This is a genomic window from Clostridium saccharobutylicum DSM 13864, from assembly GCF_000473995.1.
In the GTDB taxonomy this organism is placed as follows: Bacteria; Bacillota; Clostridia; order Clostridiales; family Clostridiaceae; genus Clostridium; species Clostridium saccharobutylicum.
In genome coordinates, this window is sequence record NC_022571.1 from 1,560,460 (window position 1) to 1,581,981 (window position 21,522).

23 protein-coding genes are annotated in these 21,522 nt (G+C 29.3%); 22 read left to right on the top strand and 1 reads right to left on the bottom strand.

Translation table 11 applies throughout. The features are described 5' to 3' along the window. Window positions 1-221: 221 nt before the first annotated feature. The 21 genes from pta (at window position 222) to CLSA_RS06865 (ending at window position 19,078) form a co-directional block, all read left to right on the top strand. Window positions 222-1,223, top strand: a complete 1,002-nt coding sequence (gene pta / locus CLSA_RS06770) for a phosphate acetyltransferase (protein WP_022744669.1) — start codon at window positions 222-224, stop codon at window positions 1,221-1,223. Between the two features lie 15 nt (window positions 1,224-1,238). Beyond that, window positions 1,239-2,444: an acetate kinase gene (locus tag CLSA_RS06775; protein ID WP_022744670.1), complete on the top strand. Its 1,206-nt coding sequence runs from the start codon at window positions 1,239-1,241 to the stop codon at window positions 2,442-2,444. 141 nt (window positions 2,445-2,585) lie between these two features. Next, window positions 2,586-3,092: a YceD family protein gene (locus CLSA_RS06780; protein WP_022744671.1), complete on the top strand. Its 507-nt coding sequence runs from the start codon at window positions 2,586-2,588 to the stop codon at window positions 3,090-3,092. Window positions 3,093-3,095: 3 nt separating this feature from the next. Beyond that, window positions 3,096-3,278 carry a 50S ribosomal protein L32 gene (gene rpmF, locus CLSA_RS06785; RefSeq protein WP_022744672.1) on the top strand — a complete coding sequence of 61 codons (183 nt, stop codon included), beginning with the start codon at window positions 3,096-3,098 and terminating at the stop codon, window positions 3,276-3,278. Between the two features lie 270 nt (window positions 3,279-3,548). Then, window positions 3,549-4,544 carry a phosphate acyltransferase PlsX gene (gene plsX / locus CLSA_RS06790; RefSeq protein WP_022744673.1) on the top strand — a complete coding sequence of 332 codons (996 nt, stop codon included), beginning with the start codon at window positions 3,549-3,551 and terminating at the stop codon, window positions 4,542-4,544. Between the two features lie 84 nt (window positions 4,545-4,628). Beyond that, window positions 4,629-4,859 (top strand): acyl carrier protein, encoded by a 231-nt coding sequence (gene acpP, locus CLSA_RS06795; RefSeq protein ID WP_022744674.1) that lies wholly within the window; start codon window positions 4,629-4,631, stop codon window positions 4,857-4,859. 98 nt (window positions 4,860-4,957) lie between these two features. Beyond that, entirely contained in the window at window positions 4,958-5,656 is a 699-nt protein-coding gene (gene rnc, locus CLSA_RS06800; RefSeq protein ID WP_022744675.1) for a ribonuclease III, read from the top strand. Beyond that, window positions 5,649-6,677: an elongator complex protein 3 gene (locus CLSA_RS06805; RefSeq protein WP_022744676.1), complete on the top strand. Its 1,029-nt coding sequence runs from the start codon at window positions 5,649-5,651 to the stop codon at window positions 6,675-6,677. Before rnc ends, CLSA_RS06805 begins: the two co-directional genes overlap by 8 nt. A gap of 114 nt (window positions 6,678-6,791) precedes the next feature. Beyond that, on the top strand, window positions 6,792-6,890 hold the full coding sequence (locus CLSA_RS23605) for a DUF4044 domain-containing protein (protein WP_196774163.1): 99 nt from the start codon (window positions 6,792-6,794) through the stop codon (window positions 6,888-6,890). 12 nt (window positions 6,891-6,902) lie between these two features. Beyond that, window positions 6,903-10,460, top strand: a complete 3,558-nt coding sequence (gene smc / locus CLSA_RS06810) for a chromosome segregation protein SMC (protein WP_022744677.1) — start codon at window positions 6,903-6,905, stop codon at window positions 10,458-10,460. A 17-nt stretch (window positions 10,461-10,477) separates the two neighbouring features. Next, a complete protein-coding gene (gene ftsY, locus CLSA_RS06815) occupies window positions 10,478-11,386 on the top strand; it encodes a signal recognition particle-docking protein FtsY (protein ID WP_022744678.1) in 909 nt (302 codons plus the stop codon). 258 nt (window positions 11,387-11,644) lie between these two features. Continuing rightward, window positions 11,645-11,974: a putative DNA-binding protein gene (locus CLSA_RS06820; RefSeq protein WP_022744679.1), complete on the top strand. Its 330-nt coding sequence runs from the start codon at window positions 11,645-11,647 to the stop codon at window positions 11,972-11,974. 13 nt (window positions 11,975-11,987) lie between these two features. Further along, on the top strand, window positions 11,988-13,340 hold the full coding sequence (gene ffh / locus CLSA_RS06825) for a signal recognition particle protein (RefSeq protein ID WP_022744680.1): 1,353 nt from the start codon (window positions 11,988-11,990) through the stop codon (window positions 13,338-13,340). Between the two features lie 41 nt (window positions 13,341-13,381). After that, entirely contained in the window at window positions 13,382-13,627 is a 246-nt protein-coding gene (rpsP, locus tag CLSA_RS06830; protein WP_022744681.1) for a 30S ribosomal protein S16, read from the top strand. 48 nt (window positions 13,628-13,675) lie between these two features. Then, window positions 13,676-13,903 (top strand): KH domain-containing protein, encoded by a 228-nt coding sequence (locus CLSA_RS06835; RefSeq protein WP_022744682.1) that lies wholly within the window; start codon window positions 13,676-13,678, stop codon window positions 13,901-13,903. 231 nt (window positions 13,904-14,134) lie between these two features. Beyond that, window positions 14,135-14,632, top strand: coding sequence for a ribosome maturation factor RimM (gene rimM / locus CLSA_RS06840; protein ID WP_022744683.1), 498 nt, complete (start codon window positions 14,135-14,137; stop codon window positions 14,630-14,632). Next, window positions 14,622-15,341, top strand: a complete 720-nt coding sequence (gene trmD, locus CLSA_RS06845; RefSeq protein ID WP_022744684.1) for a tRNA (guanosine(37)-N1)-methyltransferase TrmD — start codon at window positions 14,622-14,624, stop codon at window positions 15,339-15,341. Before rimM ends, trmD begins: the two co-directional genes overlap by 11 nt. 129 nt (window positions 15,342-15,470) lie before the next feature. Beyond that, the gene (rplS, locus tag CLSA_RS06850) at window positions 15,471-15,821 is read left to right on the top strand and encodes a 50S ribosomal protein L19 (RefSeq protein ID WP_022744685.1); all 351 of its coding nucleotides are present in this window, start codon (window positions 15,471-15,473) and stop codon (window positions 15,819-15,821) included. A gap of 149 nt (window positions 15,822-15,970) precedes the next feature. After that, the gene (ylqF, locus tag CLSA_RS06855) at window positions 15,971-16,837 is read left to right on the top strand and encodes a ribosome biogenesis GTPase YlqF (protein ID WP_022744686.1); all 867 of its coding nucleotides are present in this window, start codon (window positions 15,971-15,973) and stop codon (window positions 16,835-16,837) included. Continuing rightward, entirely contained in the window at window positions 16,824-17,636 is an 813-nt protein-coding gene (locus tag CLSA_RS06860) for a ribonuclease HII (RefSeq protein ID WP_022744687.1), read from the top strand. The genes ylqF and CLSA_RS06860 overlap by 14 nt, the downstream gene beginning before the upstream one ends. Window positions 17,637-17,839: 203 nt before the next feature. Then, window positions 17,840-19,078 carry an IS256 family transposase gene (locus tag CLSA_RS06865; RefSeq protein ID WP_022743471.1) on the top strand — a complete coding sequence of 413 codons (1,239 nt, stop codon included), beginning with the start codon at window positions 17,840-17,842 and terminating at the stop codon, window positions 19,076-19,078. 363 nt (window positions 19,079-19,441) lie between these two features. Here the strand turns inward: CLSA_RS06865 and CLSA_RS06870 are convergent, their stop codons facing one another. After that, the gene (locus CLSA_RS06870) at window positions 19,442-19,810 is read right to left on the bottom strand and encodes a YraN family protein (RefSeq protein ID WP_022744688.1); all 369 of its coding nucleotides are present in this window, start codon (window positions 19,808-19,810) and stop codon (window positions 19,442-19,444) included. Window positions 19,811-19,995: 185 nt separating this feature from the next. Here CLSA_RS06870 and CLSA_RS06875 point away from each other — a divergent pair, with 185 nt between their 5' ends. Continuing rightward, window positions 19,996-21,516 carry a YifB family Mg chelatase-like AAA ATPase gene (locus CLSA_RS06875; RefSeq protein WP_022744689.1) on the top strand — a complete coding sequence of 507 codons (1,521 nt, stop codon included), beginning with the start codon at window positions 19,996-19,998 and terminating at the stop codon, window positions 21,514-21,516. Window positions 21,517-21,522 lie beyond the last annotated feature (6 nt).

Here is a 21,522-nt window from a genome sequence, read left to right on the forward strand (position 1 = left end):
TTATATGAATATTTATTAAAAAAAAGATTGTTAAAAATTTAATTTTTAAATCAATTTGATTGTTAAAAAAAATACTTTTAGTGTATTGTTATTTTTAAAGCTTTTTATCAGATAATTTAGATTATTTACAATCTAATGAATTTAAATTTATAGTTGAAAAATCTATGAATGTAGGAGTATATTAGTAATAAAGAGATAGAATGTTGAAAGGGGAAACTGTTATGAATCTTATGCAAAAAATATGGGATGCAGCAAAATCTGATAAGAAAAAAATTGTTCTTCCAGAAGGTAATGAAGAGAGAACAATAGTTGCAGCTGAAAAAATAAATAGATTAGGATTAGCTCACCCAATTTTAATCGGAAATAAAGAAGAAATAATAAATAAAGGACATGCACTAGATGTTGATTTATCACAAGTTGAAATAATTGATCCAGCTGAATCAGAAAATCTAGAGAAATATATAACAGCTTTTTATGAATTAAGAAAAAATAAAGGTATAACTTTGGAAAAAGCTGAAAAAATAGTTAAAGATCCATTATATTTTGCTACAATGATGGTAAAATTAGATGATGCTGATGGAATGGTTTCAGGAGCTGTTCATACAACAGGCGATTTGTTAAGACCAGGATTACAAATTATTAAAACTGCACCTGGAGTATCAGTTGTTTCAAGTTTCTTTATAATGGAAGTTCCAAATTCATCATATGGAGAAGATGGTTTATTATTGTTTGCAGATTGTGCCGTTAATCCAATGCCAAATGAAGACCAATTAGCAGCAATTGCAATTGCGACAGCTGAAACAGCTAAGAGGTTATGTAATATGGATCCAAAGGTAGCAATGTTATCATTCTCTACAAAGGGAAGTGCAGATCATGAAGTTGTCGATAAAGTTAGAAATGCAACAAAGAAAGCAAATGAATTAAGACCAGATTTAGACATAGATGGGGAATTACAATTAGATGCATCTATAGTTGAAAAGGTTGCTAATCAAAAAGCACCAGGAAGTAAAGTGGCTGGTAAAGCTAATGTTCTAGTATTCCCAGATTTGCAAGCTGGAAATATAGGATATAAATTAGTGCAAAGATTCGCAAATGCTAAAGCAATTGGACCAGTTTGTCAAGGATTTGCAAAACCAATTAATGACTTATCAAGAGGATGTAGTTCAGATGATATTATAGATGTAGTTGCATTAACAGCTGTTCAAGCACAAAATATTAAGTAGTAAGGAGTTATAGTTATGAAAATATTAGTTATAAATTGTGGTAGTTCTTCTTTAAAATATCAACTTATTAACATGGAAGATAAGGGTGTTTTAGCTCAAGGACTAGTTGAGAGAATTGGAATAAGTGGATCAATCTTAACTCAAAAGGTTGATGGAAGAGATAAATATGTAATTGAATCACCACTAAAGGATCATCAAGAAGCTATTGATCTTGTATTAAGAACTTTAGTAGACGACAATCAAGGTGTAATAAAATCTATGGAAGAAATATCAGCTGTTGGCCATAGAGTTGTTCATGGTGGAGAAAAATATGCAACTTCAGTAGTAGTTACTGAAGAAGTTATTAAGAATCTTGAAGATTTTATTAAATTAGCACCACTTCATAATCCACCAAATATAATTGGAATTAGAGCTTGTCAAGCACTTATGCCAAATACTCCAATGGTTGCAGTATTCGATACAGCATTCCACCAAACTATGCCAGAAAAAGCATTTATGTATCCATTACCATATGAATTATATAAAGAAGATCACATAAGAAGATATGGATTCCATGGAACATCTCATAAATATGTAGCTGGTGAAGTTGCTAAATGGATGAAGAAAGATATTAAGGACATTAAAACTATTACTTGTCACTTAGGTAATGGAGTAAGTGTTACTGCTGTTAACGGTGGTCAATCTATAGATACTACAATGGGATTCACACCACTTGATGGAATTATCATGGGATCAAGATCTGGAAGTATAGATCCAGCTATAGTTACATACTTAGTTAAGGAAAAAGGATATTCTATAGATGAAGTGAATGAAATTTTAAATAAGAAATCTGGTGTCTTAGGAATATCAGGATTAGGCACAGATTTTAGAGATATTAGAGCAGCAGTTGAAGAAAGAAATGATAAGAGAGCATTGCTTACTATGGATATTTATGGATATCAAATTAAAAAGCAAATTGGAGCTTATGCAGCAGCAATGGCTGGAGTAGATGCAATTGTATTTACTGCGGGTATAGGAGAACACGCTCCTGAAATAAGAGTTAGAGCATTAACTGATATGGAATTCTTAGGAATTGAATTAGATGTAGATAAAAATGATAATCAAAATATTGGAGATGGAATGGAAATATCAAAACCTTCTTCAAAAGTAAAGGTATTTGTCATCCCTACAAATGAAGAATTAATGATTGCTGAGGAAACTTTAGAATTAATTCAAAAGTAATTTGATATAAATGACTTGACTTTTAAGTACTCACTTTATATAATAAATTGTGTTTGTTTTATAAATAATGTGCTAAGGAGTGAGACAAGAGTTTATTGAATAATTTATAATAAAACAATTATGCGATAGAACTCTGTAATTATGAAAGTACAAATTTCAGATATTATTTCAGGAAGAGATAGAAGCAAGAAAATTAATTACACATTTGAGATGCCTAAGTTCGACTTCGAAGGAGATATAATTAAACCTATAGGTCCTTGTGAAGTGGTTGGAGTGATTTTTTCAGATAGTGATATATTAATATTAAATGCTAAAATTAAAACTAATTTAGAAATGATATGTTCACGATGTTTAGATACCTTTATCTATCCAATAGATATTGATATAGAAGAAAGGTTTACAACTAATAGCGATAGCAAAGATGACGAAGCTATAGTTGTAATGGATGATGTTTTAGACATCACGGAAATTGTTGAAACTAGTATAATTTCAACATTACCTATTAAAAGAGTTTGTAAAGACGACTGTAAAGGACTTTGCCAAGAATGTGGATGTAATCTTAATTACGAAACATGTTCTTGTCATAAAGAAGACGTAGATATACGTTTTGAAGCCTTGAGAGGGTTGTTTGACAATAAGGAGGTGTAATGAATGGGTTGTCCTGCAAGAAAAACTGGAAAAGCAAAAACAAAGCAAAGAAGAGCTCAAACTTTTAAAGCTAGTTTACCTGGTATAGTTGAATGTCCACAATGCCACGAAATGAAACTTGCTCATAGAGTATGTAAGAACTGTGGTTATTACAAAGGTAAGGAAGTTGTAGCTTCTCAAAACTAAAAGAAAGTCTTTATGACTTTCTTTTTCTTATATATTAAAGTAAAAATATTAGTGAAAATTATTAGTGGTATAGAATAATATTATATTAAAAGTAGTAGAAATTTTGTGTTTTATGAAATACAGTGTAGAACTGATTATTATTAAACGTAAAATTATCTAGTACTTTTTTTATGATAAATATTTATCAAACTAACTTTAAAATACAAAATATTTGGCAGAAACTAGAATTAGTATTGTATAATATATTTAGTAAGAAAGGAGGAGGTCATAATGAAAATAGCAATAGATGGCATGGGGGGAGATAATGCACCAGTGGCTGTAATAGAGGGTGCTGTGCAAGCCTTAAAAGAATACAAGGATATTGAATTATACATTACTGGTCCAGAGGAAACTATAAATTTAGAATTGGCTAAATATAGTTATCCGAAGAATAAAATTAAAGTTATTGATGCAAAGGAAATAATTTCACCGAATGAACATCCGGTAATGGCTTTAAGGAGAAAAAAGGATTCGAGTATAGTTAAAGCATTAAATTTAGTTAGAGATAAAACATGTGATGCAGTAATATCTGGTGGAAGTACAGGAGCGTTTTTGGCAGGATGCACTTTAATAGTTGGAAGAATAAATGGAGTAGAAAGACCAGCGCTTGCTCCTATAATGCCAGGAAGGCGTGGAAACTTTATGATAGTAGATGTTGGAGCTAATGTTGATTGTAAACCATCATTTTTGGTTCAATTTGCAAAGATGGGTAAAATATATTATCAAAAGGTTTTCCGAGTTAAAAATCCAAGTATAGGTCTTATAAACATAGGAGCTGAAGAAGAAAAGGGAAATGAATTGACAAAATCTACATTTAAGCTATTAAAACAAGAAGATTCTCTTAATTTTAAAGGAAATATAGAACCACGGGATGTATCTGCAGGAAATACAAATATCTTAGTAAGTGATGGATTTGTAGGAAATACAGTATTGAAAATGTATGAAGGAACAGCTTCAAGCATTTTAGGAATTGTAAAAGATGAAGTTCTTGAATCATCAATATTTTCTAAATTAGGTGTTTTATTATTAAAACCAGTACTAAAAAATATAATGAAGAAATTTGATTATAAAGAATATGGTGGCGCTCCATTTTTGGGTGTTGATGGTATCTGTATAAAAGCTCATGGCAGCTCAGATGCAAGGGCTTTTAAAAATGCTATTAGACAAACTAAGATTTTTTATGGAAATAATGTACTAGAAGATATTAAAAATGAGTTTTCTAGTTAATTTTAAGAAAATATATTAAACTAATATTGACGATTCGCGCAATATATACTATTATCTTAATGTAGAACTCGGGAGGTGAAACGAATGTTTGAAAAAATCCAAGCAATTATTGCTGATAAATTAAGTATCGATGAAGAAAGCGTTGTTATGGAAGCATCATTTATTGAAGATTTAAATGCTGATTCATTAGATATAGTTGAGCTTATAATGGCTCTAGAAGATGAACTAGATATCGAAATACCAGATGAAGATGTTGAAAACTTTAAAACAGTTGGAGATGTTGTAAATTACGTAAAAGCTCATCACGAAGAATAACATAATCCCGCGTACATTGCGGGATTTTATTTTACTAGTTTATTCTTGAATTTGTTATGAACTAGCAAATTGAAGAATAAACTTCAAGGAGTGAAAATATGAATAAGTACACTATTAAAGAAATTGAAGAAAACCTAGGAGTTTGTTTTAATAATTCAAATTTAATTAAGACAGCATTAACACATAGTTCATTTGCTAATCAATTTAAAGATGCTGAGTATAATGAAAGACTTGAATTTTTAGGAGATTCAGTTTTGCAGCTTTGCATTACAGAATATCTTTTCAATAATTTTAAAAATAAAAGTGAAGGAGAACTAACCAAAATAAGAAGCTTGATAGTTTGTGAAAATTCTCTCTATGAAATTGCTAAGAAACTAAACCTTGGTAATTATATAAGAATGAGTAAAGGTGAAGAACTTACAGGAGGTAGAGAGAGAATATCAATACAGGCAGATTCAGTTGAAGCAGTAATAGCTGCTGTTTATTTGGATAAAGGAATTGGTTTTGTTAGAGATTTTATATTGCTTCATTTTGAAGATATAATACATAAAGCTATAAATAATGAAATAATATTAGATTTTAAAACAAAGCTTCAAGAACTTTTGCAAAAGGATGGAGAAATATCAATTCAATATGAATTAACTAAATATGATGGGCCTCCACATAGAAGAAAATTTTTCACAAATGTAACAATAGATAAGAAGGTTATGGGTGAGGGTTCTGGTTATAGCAAAAAGGAAGCAGAACAAAATGCAGCCAAACAAGCTTTGATTAATTTGGAAGGGATAAATGAGTAAAAATTATTATATAATACCTGTATTTGTACCTCATGAAGGATGTCCACATAATTGTGTGTTTTGTAATCAAGATAGAATAACAGGAATAAAGGATCAAGTTACAGCTCAAACTGTAAGAGATACAATAACAAGTTATTTAGAAACGATACAGAATAAAAATGCAGTTATTGAAGTTTCATTCTTTGGCGGAACTTTTACTGGAATAAGAGAAGAAAAGCAAAAAGAACTTTTGGCAGTAGCAAAGGAATATAAAGAAAACGGGTTTGTGGATAAAATAAGGTTATCTACAAGGCCTGATTACATTAATGATTACATATTAACATATTTACAGGAATATGGAGTTGATATAATAGAACTTGGTGTTCAGTCACTGGATGATGAGGTATTAAGAAAATCAGGTAGAGGGCATAGTGTAAGTGATGTTATATATGCTTCATCTTTAATTAAAAGATATGGATTTATTCTTGGACATCAAATAATGCCAGGATTACCAGGCGATACATTTGATAAGGATATAACTACTACTAAAGCATCTATTGAAATGAAACCAGATATTTGTAGAATATATCCATCGTTGGTTATAAAAGATACACCTATGGAACAAATGTATGAAATATTGGAGTATGTGCCGTATTCTTTAGAAGATGCAGTGAATATAAGTAAAGTTATTTACAATATGTATAGAAGCAATGGAATTAATGTAATAAGAATCGGACTACAACCAACGGAAAGCATTAATGAAGGGAAAGATATAATAGCAGGTCCATTTCATCCTTCGTTTAGGGAATTGGTTGAAGGATCATTATTGATAGACATAATATTAGAAAATTTAAAAGATGAAGATATGGCAATAGTTAATATTAATCCTAAAGACTTAAGTAAGCTTTATGCAAATAAGAAAGTATATTTTAATAAGCTTAAGGAGAGTAACAAAATCGTTACAGTAGCACAAGATGAGAAAGTTCAAAGGGGTCATATAAAACTTTGCCTAAAAGGAAAAGAATTAGATATAATATATTAGCGAGGGGAAACTCTCGCTTTTATAAATTAAATACATAACTTATGTATTTTCACGTGCCTTATTGAAATTTATACATCTTTACTATAAACTAAATTATGATGAGGAGTGTTTAGAATGAAAAAGAAGACTAGGCAAAAAATGAAAATTGCAATGGCTATATTTATTATAGTAATTTTTATTATAGGATTAATACCTACTATACTTTATATGTAAGGAGTGGGCAGATTGTTTTTAAAATCTCTAGAGATAAGAGGGTTTAAGTCTTTTGCAGATAAGACAGAACTAAAATTTAAAAAAGGTGTAACAGCGGTCGTAGGACCTAATGGAAGTGGGAAAAGTAATATTTCTGATGCAGTAAGATGGGTGCTCGGTGAACAAAGTATAAAAGTTCTAAGAGGCGGAAAAATGGAAGATGTAATTTTTGCAGGGACTCAATTTAGAAAACCAGTAGGACTTGCTCAGGTTTCTTTAACTCTCGACAATAGTGATGAAAGTCTATCAACTGAATATAACGAAGTGACTGTATCTAGAAGAATATTTAGATCTGGTGAATCTGAGTATTTGATAAATAATTCAAAGTGTAGACTTAAAGACGTAACTAATCTGTTCATGGATACCGGAATAGGTAAAGAAGGTTATTCACTTATTGGACAAGGCAAAATTGAGGCTATTCTAAGTGGAAAGCCGGAAGAAAGAAGATCATTGCTTGAAGAAGCGGCAGGTATTGTTAAGTTCAAAAATAGAAAAGAAGAAGCTGAAAAAAAATTGAGCAATACTGATGATAATCTTGTTAGAATAAATGATATTTTGTCAACTTATGAGGAAAGAATAGAACCTTTGAGAATCGAAAGAGAAAAGGCACTAGAATTCAATGAGTTATCCCAAAATTTAAAGGTAAAGGAAGTTTCATTAATAGTACACACCATAAAGAATATGGAGGAAGAATTAAAAACTTTTAATGAAGATTTGAATTTAAAAATTAAGGATATTGAGGATGCAAGAAAAGAAATAGCTAACGATAAAGAAATGCTTAGAGTTTTAGAAGGAAAAATAGAAGAAATAGAGAAAAAAACTCTAGAAGAAAAAGAGCAGTATTATAATTTAAAAGAAATAGTAAGTGATGATACCAAGAGCATTGAACTTTATCATGAAAGAATTAAAAGTTTTGAAGAAAAAATTAATAGAAATAATTATGAAATAAGTGATATTTCAATTAAGATACAGGAAGTAAATAAAAATAAAGCAATATTAGAAGAAGAATTGGTTAGTAGATTAGAAGCGCAAAAATTAAAGAATGAAGATATATCAAAATTAGAAGAATACAATAGAAATAATTCTAAAGAATTGAAGAGCATGGAAGAGGAGCTTAAGAATTTAAAAGAAGGAGAATTTGAGCTTTTAAGAAATAATTCGGATATAAAAAATGAAATTACTATATTAAATAAGGATATTGCGCTTAGAGATGAAAAAACAGAAACTTTAAATTCATCTATATCTTCTTTAGAAAATAACATAGTAATTAATTTGGCTACATACAAGGGTTTAAGTAATGATATTGAAGTTAAGAAAGATAATATAAAATTATTGAATTTGTCAATTGTAGACGATAAGAAAAATATAAGTGTATTATCAGGAAATTTAACTAGAAAAGAAAACGAACTCAGAGAATTAAATAGTATTTTAACAAAACTTGATGCAAATAAAAATATGTTAGAAAATCTTGAAAAGCATTATGAGGGATATAACAGATCTGTTAAAACACTAATGGAATCAATTCATCGTGAGAAGATTGCACAAGCTAGCGATACTAAAGTTTTAGGAGAAGTATTTACAGTTAGTAAAGAATATGAAATTGCTATAGAAATAGCATTAGGGGCTGCAATTTCTAATGTTATAACAAAAAATGAGGAAATAGCAAAAATTCTTATTGGATACTTAAAAAAGAATAGCTTAGGAAGAGCAACATTTTTACCTTTAAATATAATAAAAGGGAAAAAGTTAGTTTTAGATAAACGTATTACTGAAGCTGAAGGTTATGTTGGGCTTGGAAGTGATATAATTTCATATGATATAGAGTATGAAAACATAATGAATTATACTTTAGGGAGAACAATAATCTGTACTAATATGGATTGTGCACTTAATATAGCTCGTAGGGGTAACTTTGGTTATAAAATTGTTACTTTAGAAGGTGAAGTGATAAATCCAGGAGGAGCATTAACTGGTGGTAGCATAAAAGGAAAAAATACTAATGTTTTAGGAAGAAAAAGGGAAATAGAAGAATTAGAAAATGATATAAACAAAAAGAAGCAAACATATCAGGAATTAATTGAAGTTGTTCAAGATTTAAAAGTACAAATAAAAAAGATAAATGAAGATGTACTTAATAAAAGAGATGAGGTACATGAAAAAAACATTGAATTAACAAAAAAAGAAAGTGAATCTCAAAGATTACAAAATGATACAGATAAACTTAGAAGAAATTTAAAGATAACCAAAGAAGATTTAGAAAGAATAATTAATGAAAAAGAGGTTATCTTTGAAAAGCTTAAAGTTAAAGAAGAAGAAATTAAATCTCTTGAAAATGAAAACTCATTTAACAAAAACAAGAGTTTGGAATTAGAAAAAGTAATAAGTGCAAAATTACAAGAAGTAAATAGTAATGAAAATAAGCTTACTGAAATGAAGATAAACAAAGCTACTTTGGATGAAGCGATTGAAGGTAAGAAAAATGAATTTTCAAGAATGGAAAAAGAAATACAAGATTTATCGTCCAAAAGTAAACTTTTAACTCAAGAAAATATTGATAATCAGAACAATATTGAAACTTTAAATTTAAATATTAAGGAAAAACATAGGATTATAGAAAAAAATACTAATAGCATAAGTGTTTTAGAATCAAACTTTAAAGATGAGGAAATACTAAAGGAAAAACTAAAACAGGAATTTAAAGAAAAAGATAATCTTATTAGTGGTGTGCTAGATGAGATTGGCATGAAAGAGATGGAAGTTAACAAAAGAGAAGTAATAAAAGCCAAAAAAGAAACTGAAAAGGAACATATTTATAAGAAGCTTAATGATGAGCTAGAATTAACTTATGCAGAAGCTTTAGATATATGTGAACCAGTAATTGAAGAAAGTAATCTAAAACAAGAAATTTATATTATAAAGGGCAGGATAACAAAACTTGGCGTTGTAAATTTAGCTGCGATAGAAGAATATGAAGATATAAAAGAAAAGTATGAATTTATGTCAACTCAGGCAGAAGACCTAGAAAATGCAAAGAAGGAATTGATTTCTGTAATTGAAGAAATGACAAATGAAATGAAAAACTTATTTATAGAAAACTTTAAAATTCTAAATTACAATTTTAATCAAACATTTAAGGACTTATTTAAAGGCGGTAGTGCAGAACTTATTTTAGGTGAAGGTGATGAGCTTACAGCTAATATTGACATAAATGTAGAGCCACCGGGTAAAAAACTTCAAAATATTAATTTGATGTCAGGAGGAGAAAAAGTTTTATCTGCTATAGCATTACTTTTTGCTATATTAAAAATGAAGCCGACTCCATTCTGTATACTTGATGAAATTGAAGCTGCTTTAGATGATGCAAATGTATATAGATATGCAGAATTTTTAACTAGATTTTCTCAAAATACTCAATTTATAGTTATAACTCATAGGAAGGGAACTATGGAAGCTAGTGACATTATATACGGAGTAACAATGGAAGAAAAGGGAATATCAAAAGTTGTATCTGTAGATTTAACAAAAAATTAAATTAGGAGGAAATGAATTTGTTTGGAAATTTATTTAATAAACTAAAAGAAGGATTAACAAAAACTAGAGATGGGTTAACTGATAAAATAAACGAGGCTTTAAAACTTGCAATAACTATAGATGAAGATTTATATGAAGAATTAGAAGAGATTTTAATTACATCAGATGTTGGGATGGAAACTACTATAGATATTATAGAAAGATTAAGAACTAAAATACGTAAGGAAAAAATAAATGATCCACAAGAAGTTAAACCAGCATTAAAAGCGGTAATAAGAGACATATTACTTGAAGGATCTTATGAGGATGATGATGAAGAGAAAAAGGTAATGCTAGTAATAGGGGTTAATGGAGTTGGTAAAACTACATCCATTGGAAAACTTGCAGCAAAAAACAAGCAAGAGGGTAAAAAAGTATTACTTGCAGCAGCGGATACATTTAGAGCAGCTGCCATAGATCAACTTGAAGTTTGGAGTTCACGTGCTGATGTTGATATAGTTAAGCATCAGGAAGGTTCTGATCCAGCAGCAGTAGTTTTTGATGCTATAGAAGCGGCTAAAGCTAGAAAAGTAGATTTATTAATATGTGATACAGCAGGAAGACTTCATAATAAAAAGAATTTAATGAATGAGCTTGAAAAGATAAATAGAATAATAGATAGAGAATTAGAAGGCTTTAAGAAAGAAACTCTACTTGTTTTAGATGCAACTACTGGTCAAAATGCTGTAATTCAAGCAAAGCAGTTTATGGAAGCATGCCCTATCGATGGCATAATTTTGACTAAATTAGATGGAACTGCAAAAGGTGGAGTTGTTATATCTATAAAACAAAGTTTAAATATACCTGTTAGATATATTGGTGTTGGAGAAGGAATTGATGATTTGCAAAAGTTTGATGCAGAAGGGTTTGCAGAAGCACTTATATAATTCACTTAAAGTTAATAATTAACGCATTAATAACAAATTTTTTTAAGAATTTGAAATATGAATTAATAAAAATGCGAATACTATATGAATATTTCATTATAGAAGAGAAGTGTTAAGAATAAAGGGATACGTGCGTATAATTAAAATTAAATTAGTAGGCGGATATTTATAAATTAAAAAAATAAAGTGTGTTAAGTAAAAATACTTGACACATGTAAAGAATCCTGTTAAAATCTCTTTTGTGGGTAAGGTGATTAAATGGAAGATAGAGTTGAAATTTCTTTATTAATGGATTTTTATGGTTCCTTATTAACTGAAAAACAAAATGATATTATGGAATGGTATTATAACGATGATTTATCTTTAGCAGAAATTGCTGAACTAAATAAAACAAGTCGTCAAGCCATCCACGATTTAATCAAAAGATGTTATAAACAACTTCTATCCTATGAAAGTAAGCTTAACTTACTTCAAAAGAGTGTAAAAAGAGAAAAAGAAATTATAAGTTTTTTAGATGATTTAAAAAGTAAATATTCCATTAACGATGAGGATATTATAAAATATAAAGAAAAACTAGAAAATTTATAAGGAGGAGGTAAACATGGCTTTCGAAGGTTTAGGAGAAAAACTTCAGGAGACTTTTAGAAAATTAAAAGGTAAAGGAAAGTTGACTGAAAAAGATATAAAAGAGGCCATGAGAGAAGTAAAGCTTGCCTTATTAGAAGCAGATGTTAACTATAAAGTTGTTAAGCAATTTATTTCTTCTGTTAGTTCTAAATGTGTTGGAAATGAAGTTCTTGAAAGTTTAACACCAGGACAACAAGTAATAAAAATAGTTAACGAAGAACTTACTAATCTTATGGGTGGAAGTGAAAGTAAACTTAACTACAATAGTAGTGGACCTACAGTTATAATGTTAGTTGGTCTTCAAGGAGCAGGTAAAACTACAATGTGTGGTAAACTTGCACTAAGTCTTAGAAAAGATAATAAGAAGCCACTATTAGTTGCTTGTGATATTTATAGACCAGCAGCGATAAAACAATTAGAAGTTGTAGGAAAACAAATTGAAATTCCAGTATTTTCGATGGGAGACAAAGTAAATCCTGTTGATATAGCAAAAGCTGGTATTGCTCACGCTAAAGATAATGGTAATAACATAGTTATTATAGATACTGCAGGTAGACTTCATATTGATGAGGATTTAATGCAGGAATTGAAAAACATTAAAGAAAATGTTAAACCATCAGAAATACTTTTAGTTGTTGATTCAATGACAGGTCAAGATGCTGTTAATGTAGCACAAAATTTTAATGAAGATTTAGATTTAAGTGGAGTTATATTAACAAAGTTAGATGGAGATACCAGAGGTGGAGCTGCTTTATCAATAAAGAGCATAATCGACAAGCCAATAAAATATGTTGGTCTTGGTGAAAAGATGAATGACTTTGAAGTTTTCCATCCGGACAGAATGGCATCTAGGATACTGGGAATGGGTGATGTATTATCACTTATTGAAAAGGCACAAGAAGCTATTGATGAAAAAGAAGCTGCTGATTTAGGAAAAAGAATGTTAAATCAAGAATTTAACTTTGATGACTATTTAACAGCAATGGAACAAATGAAAAAACTTGGACCACTAAATAAGCTTTTGGAAATGTTACCTGGAGTAAATACAAAGGAATTACAAGGTATTGATTTAGAAAAGAGTGGAGAAGCATTAGATAGAACTAAGGCTATTATTCAGTCTATGACAGCTAAGGAAAGAAAAAATCCTAGCATAGTAGCTAAATCAGCTTCAAGAAAAAATAGAATCGTTAAGGGTTCTGGTACAACACTTCAAGAACTTAATAAACTCATGAAGGGTTATGAAATGATGAAAAAACAAATGAAGCATATGAAATCATTCCAAAAACAAGCGAAAAAAGGTGGATTATTTGGTAAGTTACCTTTTTAAGGTTGAAATATAGATTATCCTTTAAAGGAGGTGAAATTAAAATGGCAGTAAAAATCAGATTAAGAAGAATGGGTGCTAAGAAAGCTCCTTTCTATAGAATAGTTGTTGCAGATTCAAGATGTCCAAGAGATGGTAAGTTCATCGAAGAAATTGGATACTACAATCCATTAACTGAACCAGTAGAAGTTAAAGTTAATGAAGAAAAAGCTAACGAATGGTTATCTAACGGAGCACAACCTACAGAAGTAGTAAAAAGACTTTTCGCTAACGCAGGTCTTACTAAGTAGTTTTTGGAGGTGAATTCTGTAATTAGTACATACTAGTTATAGACGTTTATGAAGGAATTAGTTGAATTTATAGCTAAATCCCTAGTTGATAACCCAGACCAAGTTATTGTTAATGAAATTACCAGAGAGGAATCTCTAGTTTTTGAATTAAAAGTAGCCCCTGAAGACATGGGGAAGGTTATAGGTAAACAAGGTAGGATTGCAAAAGCTATAAGAACAGTTATAAAAGCTGCAGCAGTTAAACAGAATAAACGAGTTATAGTAGAAATCATCTAAAAATTAAGAGTTAGGGTTAACCTAACTCTTTTTAGGCATATTAAGAAAAATAACAAGTTAAAGGTTACAACGTATATTTTGTGCAAAATAAGGAAATAATATTAGTTCATAGTAAATTGTTAAATAATATTATTGATACATTATAGTGCAAAATGAGATAACATATTGACTTGTTATTTTTTAGATTTGTTTAATTAATTATATATTATTTAATAACTAGAGGTGAGATATTTGGGAAAGTTGTTTAAAATCGGTCAAATTATAAATACTCATGGGGTTAAAGGAGAAGTTAAGGTTTATCCTTTAACACAAGAGGTTGATAAGTTTAAGCGTCTAAAAACTGTATTGGTAGATGGAATAGAGAAAAAAATATTAGGAGTTAAGTTTCAGAAAGACAGAGTTATCTTAAAAATAGAAGGAATAGAATCTATGAATGATGCTGAAACTTACAAACAAAAATATATTGAAATCCCTAGAGCAAATGAACCTGAACTTCCACCAGATACATATTATGTTGCAGATTTAAAGGAATGCATAGTATATGATACTAATGAGAAAGAATTAGGTAGAGTTTTTGATGTCATTAGCACTCCAAATAATGATGTATATTGGATTAAAGAGCCTAAGGAGTTATTAATTCCAGTACTTAGAGATATAGTGCTAGATGTTAATATAGACTCAAAAAAAATCATCATTAAACCAGTAGGTGAATGGCAAGATGAAGATTAGTATATTAACACTTTTTCCAGAGATGTTTACAATATTTGATCATAGTATTATAGGAAGAGCAAGACAGAATAACATTGTTAATTTAAATTTGCTCAATATAAGAGATTATACTTTAAATAAGCATAGAAAAGTTGATGATTATCCATATGGAGGCGGAGCAGGAATGGTAATGGCGCCGCAACCTATTATAGACACTATAAGACATGCGAAAGAAACAAATAGCGGAAAAGTAATATTTTTAGGACCAAGAGGAAAAACATTTAATCAAGAAACAGCAAAGAAATTATCAAAAGAAGATAATCTTATATTCTTATGTGGACATTATGAAGGAATAGATGAAAGAGTATATAAACATATAGATATGGAAATTTCCCTTGGAGATTTTATTTTGACTGGTGGAGAAATGGCAGCTATACCGGTTATAGATTCTATTCTAAGATTAATTCCTGGAGTGCTTGGAAAAGAAGAGAGCTTTATGGAAGAATCATTTTCGGATGGACTTTTAGAATATCCTCAATATACTAGGCCAGAGGCATTTCAGGGGGATAAAGTTCCTGATGTACTTTTATCTGGACATCATGAAAATATAAGAAAATGGAGAAGGCTTCAATCTCTTGAATTAACAAAGGAACGAAGACCGGATTTATATAAAAATATTATTTTAACAAAGGAAGATGTTAAAATTCTAAAAAGTAGTAACAAGAAATAAATAATATATTTTTTGTTGAAATATAAAAAAATATGTGATATGATTGATTTTGTGCTAGTACGGGCGTTCCTCTGTCTGCATAGTAAATGTGTTACGAACGTCAAATTATCATTAAGGAGGGAATGCACAATGAACGAAATAATAAGAGCTATTGAAGCTGAACAAATTAGAACTGATTTACCTAACTTTAGAATTGGTGATACTATAAAGGTATACGTTAAGATTCAAGAAGGTAACAAAGAAAGAGTACAAATGTTTGAAGGTACTGTAATCAAGAAACAAAATGGTGGATTAAGAGAAACTTTCACTGTAAGAAGAGTTGCTTATGGAACTGGAGTTGAAAGAACATTCCCAATGAATGCACCAACTATCGAAAAAATTGAAATCGCAAGAAAAGGTAAAGTAAGAAGAGCTAAACTTTACTACTTAAGAGATAGAGTTGGTAAGGCTGCTAAAGTTAAAGAATTATTAACTAGATAGTATAAAAAAGGGACTGTTTCAGTCCTTTTTTTATTATATTTAAAAATTATATAAGGCACGTGAAAATAAATATATTATAACTGTATAAAAAACTGATATGTAATTTCATGAGTGTTTTTTATTACAAATAAAATTAAGGAGGAATCCATATGGCAATTAACTGGTTTCCAGGGCATATGAGAAAAACTCAAAGAGAGATTAAAGAAAATTTAAAGTTGGTTGATGCTGTTATAGAAATAAGAGATGCTAGAATTCCAGGAAGTTCGGCTAATCCAGATATTGAGAAATTGCTAGAAGGTAAACCAAGAATTATACTTTTAAATAAAAGTGATTTAACAGACAGTAAAGTTACTAAAGAATGGATTAACTATTTAACTAAAGATGATGTTAAAGTACTTGAAGTTAATTGTTTAAAAGGAGAAGGACTTAAGTCAATAAAACCAGTGCTACTTAGCCTTTTAAAAGAAAAACATGATAGACTAAAAGCTAAAGGCATGGTAAAGATAATTACTAGGGTTATGGTTGTTGGAATACCTAATGTAGGGAAATCAACCTTTATAAATAAGCTAGCAAGGAATAACATAGCCAAAACAGGTGATAGACCAGGTGTTACAAAAAGTAAACAATGGATAAAAACTTCTATAGATATTGAACTTTTAGATACTCCAGGTGTGTTATGGCCTAAATTTGAAGATGATGAAACGGCTTTAAATTTAGCGTTTACAGGAGCAATAAAAGATGAAATAATGGATATAGAAGAGTTGGCGCTTAAATTGGTTGAGAGATTACAAACATATTATGAACCACAATTAAAGGAAAGATATAAGTTACCAGAGGTATTTGAAAATCCATTGGATACTTTGGATTCTATAGGTAAAAAAAGAGGCACTTTAATTTCAGGAGGGCAAATTGACTATAATAGAATTGCGGTCATATTGCTTGATGAATTTAGAGGAGGAAAGATTGGTAAGATTTCGTTAGAACGTCCAATCAGAGAAGAGAATGATGATAATTAATGAGGATATTTTATCATTACCTTTTAGTAAAATAAAAGAGGAAATAAGCAAGGTTAATCTTGTAGAGTCATATAAAAATGGCGAGCTTTTGAAGCTTATAGATTTATTAAATAAGGATAAGAGAAAGAATGTATTATCTATTAGTAGTAAACTTCAAAAAGAGTTAAATATTTATTTAAATGAAGTTCAAAGAGTTAAAGAAATGTATAACTTTGATAAATCATTTGGTGATTATAAATATGTAGCAGGAGTGGATGAGGTTGGAAGAGGTCCTCTTGCGGGTCCTATTGTTGCATGTTGCGTTATGCTGGATTTAAATGTTTTGGATGAAGATTTAATATTATATTTAAATGACTCTAAAAAAGTAAAAGAATCTAAAAGAGAAGAGCTTTCGGAAATTATAAAAAAGAAAGCTTTATGTTATAATATAGCAGTTTCATCTAATGAAGAAATTGATGAAAAGGGAATAGCTTTTTCAAATAATAAAGTGTTTCTAGAAAGTTGTAATGCGTTAAATATTAAGCCGGATTTAGTATTATCAGATGGATATTTAGTTAAGAATATTAACATAGAAAATAAATCTGTTATAAAAGGCGATACTAAAAGTGCATGTATTGCAGCAGCATCTATAGTAGCTAAGGTTTATAGAGACAATCTAATGAAGGAATATGCTAAAAAGTATCCTAATTATGATTTCGAAAATAATGTTGGATATGGCACTTCTAAACATATAGATAGTTTGAAAAAGTATGGAAAATGTGACATACATAGAAATAGCTTTTTAACAAAGTTGTTATAACATATATAAGGTGAATTGTAAAAAATAATAGATCAGTCTATTTGACTATTTCATGCGATGCTGCGTTTGTAAAATGCGCTAATAGTTTACTATGAGGGGACAGTAGATAGTTTTGTGTAAAAAACAAAACTATCTACTGTTTTTTTACATAATCAGTTGGTAGTTTTGGAATAATATACATAAAGAATAAAGGAGGAATATGTATGTCAAAACCAATTGATGATGACTTTGATTACAAAGCTGAGGTAAAGAAATGTAAGACTATCGATGATGTCATGGGTAAAAATGGTTTAATTCAAAGATTAGTTAAAGATGTGTTAGAAAATATTTTAGAAGGTGAAATGGAAGAACACCTTGGAAGAAATAAATATCAAAGAGCAGAAACTAATGATTCTACAAAAAAGAATTATCGAAATGGATATAGTACCAAAAATCTTAGAAGTTCTTTCGGTGACGTCGATTTAGACGTACCAAGAGATAGGAATGCTGAATTTGAGCCACAAATTATAAAGAAATACGAAACTGTGTGTACAGAATTAGATAAAAAGGTGATTTCTCTTTACGCAAAAGGAATGACCACAAGTGATATTCAAGCAGAAATAGAGGACTTATATGGAATAACAATATCACCTTCTATGGTATCTAGAATTACAGATAAAGTTATGGAAAGTGCTGTTGAGTGGCAAAATAGATCACTAGATAAAGTTTATCCAATAGTGTATTTGGATGCTATGTATTTCAAGGTGCGAAGCAATGGAAAGATTATGAATAAAGCTGTTTATATATGCTTAGGATACAACATGCAAGGATACAAAGAAATTTTAGGAAGTTGGGTAGATGAAGCTGAGGGTGCTAAGTTTTGGTTAAAGATATGCACTGATCTTAAAAATAGAGGCGTACGAGAAATCCTTATAGCATGTATGGACGGATTAAAGGGGTTACCAGAAGCCATTAAAACTGTATTTCCATCAGTTAACATTCAAACATGTATTGTTCACCAAATAAGAAACTCAGTTAAGTATATAGCATCAAAAGATAAGAAAGAATTTATTAAAGATTTAAAATGTGTTTATAAGGCTTCAACTGAGGAACTTGCGCTAGCGCAGCTCGATAATTTAAAGGATAAGTGGGGAGATAAATATGCTATTGTAATAGATTCGTGGTATAACAATTGGAGTCACCTATCAACATTCTTCACTTTCTCTCCTGAAATAAGAAAAATGATATATACAACTAATACGCTTGAAGGATTTAACAGACAAATACGTAAGTATACTAAATCAAGAACTGTATTTCCAACCGATGAATCTTTAAGTAAATGTGTTTATCTAGCTACTATGGAAATTATAGAAAAGTGGACTCAACCAACACCAAATTGGGGTCGTACTTTAGCAGAATTATCAATAGTATTTGAAGAACAATTAAATGATGAATTAGCTTAATAGCTTGTACTTTTTACTAAACTTTATGTATAATATCTGATTTTTCACTAATACTATAAATGGATATAAAACATATTTTTAGCATTTACTAAAAATAAAAAAATATTACTGGACCATAAAATTTCCAGTAATATTTAAATAACAAATATACTAATAACACAAAATTATCTAGAGTCCCACTATGAGCAGAATTTGTCTTATTATCTGATAAGAAATATGAACTGCATTGTTTGGGTATTATTTTTTTACTTAGGTTTTAAAAGCGAAAGAGGAGTATAGATATTTGTTGAAATATTTAAAATTGCAACAGATATCTATGCTCCTTTTTGTATAATATATTAAAAATAAAAAATTGATACGTTCCTATAATCTGAAAGCGTCTTTTATATGATTTATTTTAAATAAATTATTTTTATTATTTAAATATATTTCTATTACATCAAACCTAAAATTAGTATTAACTATTTTATTATAAGTAATATATGAACTGGCTACTTTTATGATTGATTTTTGTTTAGAAAGATTAACTGACTCTTGAGGTAATCCATAATCATAATTATACCTGCCTTTAACTTCAATAATAATTATTAATCCATCTTTTTGGCATATAATATCTATTTCGCCTAGAAAATTTTTGAAATTACATTCTAAAATATTATAATCATTTTTTTTAAGATATGTTCGTGCTATTTTTTCACAATAGCTACCTACCTCTTTATTTAAGTTTTTCATTAAAGTCCTCCATCCTCATGCGCTCAATTTCATAATCATATTAATTTATAGGAAATATTCGTAATTTACAATATATATTAATTCTTGACAATATAAAATAAATTAAACTTATAAAAATATTGGAATTAATATTTTAAACTATGTCTATAATCATTAAGAGATTATGTGTAAAGAGGTGATATTATATGGCAGTGAAAATAATCAGTGCAACGCACAATGGTCTGGAGGGATTTTTGATTGATGTAGAGGTTGATATATCTAAAGGGTTACCACAATTTACGATTGTAGGGCTTCCAGATACTTCTGTAAAAGAAGCAAAAGAAAGAGTTAGAGCAGCCATAATAAACTGTGGATTTGAATTTCCTCTAGGTAGAATTACAATTAATTTAGCACCTGCAGATGTAAGAAAGATAGGTTCACTTTTAGATTTACCTATTGCAATTGGTATTCTTATGGAATCTAATCAAATTATCAAAAAGGATATGGATGATTATATAGTTTTTGGAGAGTTATCTTTATTTGGCGAACTTAAAGGGGTTAAGGGAACTATACCAATAATTGTTGAGGGAATAAAAGAAAAGATTAATAAGTTCATTTTTTCATATGAAAACTTAGAAGAAAGTTACTATTTTGAGAGTGGAAAATATTATCCATTTAGAAATCTAAAAGAAGTAATTTCTTTTATTACATATGAGGATATGCTTCCGTATGAGCGAGACGAAAAGCTAAATATAGATGAAGATTATCAAGTGTTTGACTATGGAGCTATTATAGGCCAATATTCATCTAAAAGAGCACTGGAAATTGCAGCGGCGGGTAAGCATAATATTATACTGTATGGCGAGCCAGGATGTGGTAAGACTATGTTAGCAAAAGCTTTAATATCAATATTGCCATCGTTATCTCAAAATGAATTAATAGAAATAGCAAAAATATATAGTGCATGTGGACTAATAAGTAAAAATATGCAGATCAATAGACCTTTTAGGGCACCACATCATACTACAACCAAAGTAGCATTAATTGGTGGTGGAAAAGAGATTAAGCCTGGAGAAATAACATTGGCTCATAATGGTGTATTGTTTTTGGATGAGATTTTAGAATTTAAGAAGGATGTGTTAGAGTCTTTGAGAGAACCCTTAGAAGAAAAGCATGTAAATATAAATAGAATTACTGGAAGTTGTACAATGCCAGCAGATTTTTTGTTAGTAGGAGCTTTTAATCCAATAGAAAAGAATGAAGATAAAATATATCAAAATGATAAATATTATTTAGATGCTCAAACTAAAAAATATTCAAGAAAATTTTCTAGTGCTTTATTAGATAGAATTGATATCTTAAATTATGTACCTAGATTAAAATATGATGAAATTGAAAATAAAAGTGATTCGTATAATTCAAAAGTCATGCGTGAAAATGTACTAAGGGCAAGGAAGATTCAAAAACAAAGATTTGAAAATTGTGTATATAAATATAATTCGGATATAAAAGGAAAAGACATTTTCGAAATATGTAGGGTTGGAAGAAAATGTACAGAAATTTTGAAACATTATTATAATACTTCAAGTGTATCTTTAAGAGGATATGGAAAAGTAATAAAGCTTGCAAGAACTATAGCTGATATAGAAAACGAGAAAGATATATTGGAAGGACATATATTAGAAGCCTTTAGTTATAGAAAAAATATAAATGGAGACATTATATAGAAGGGA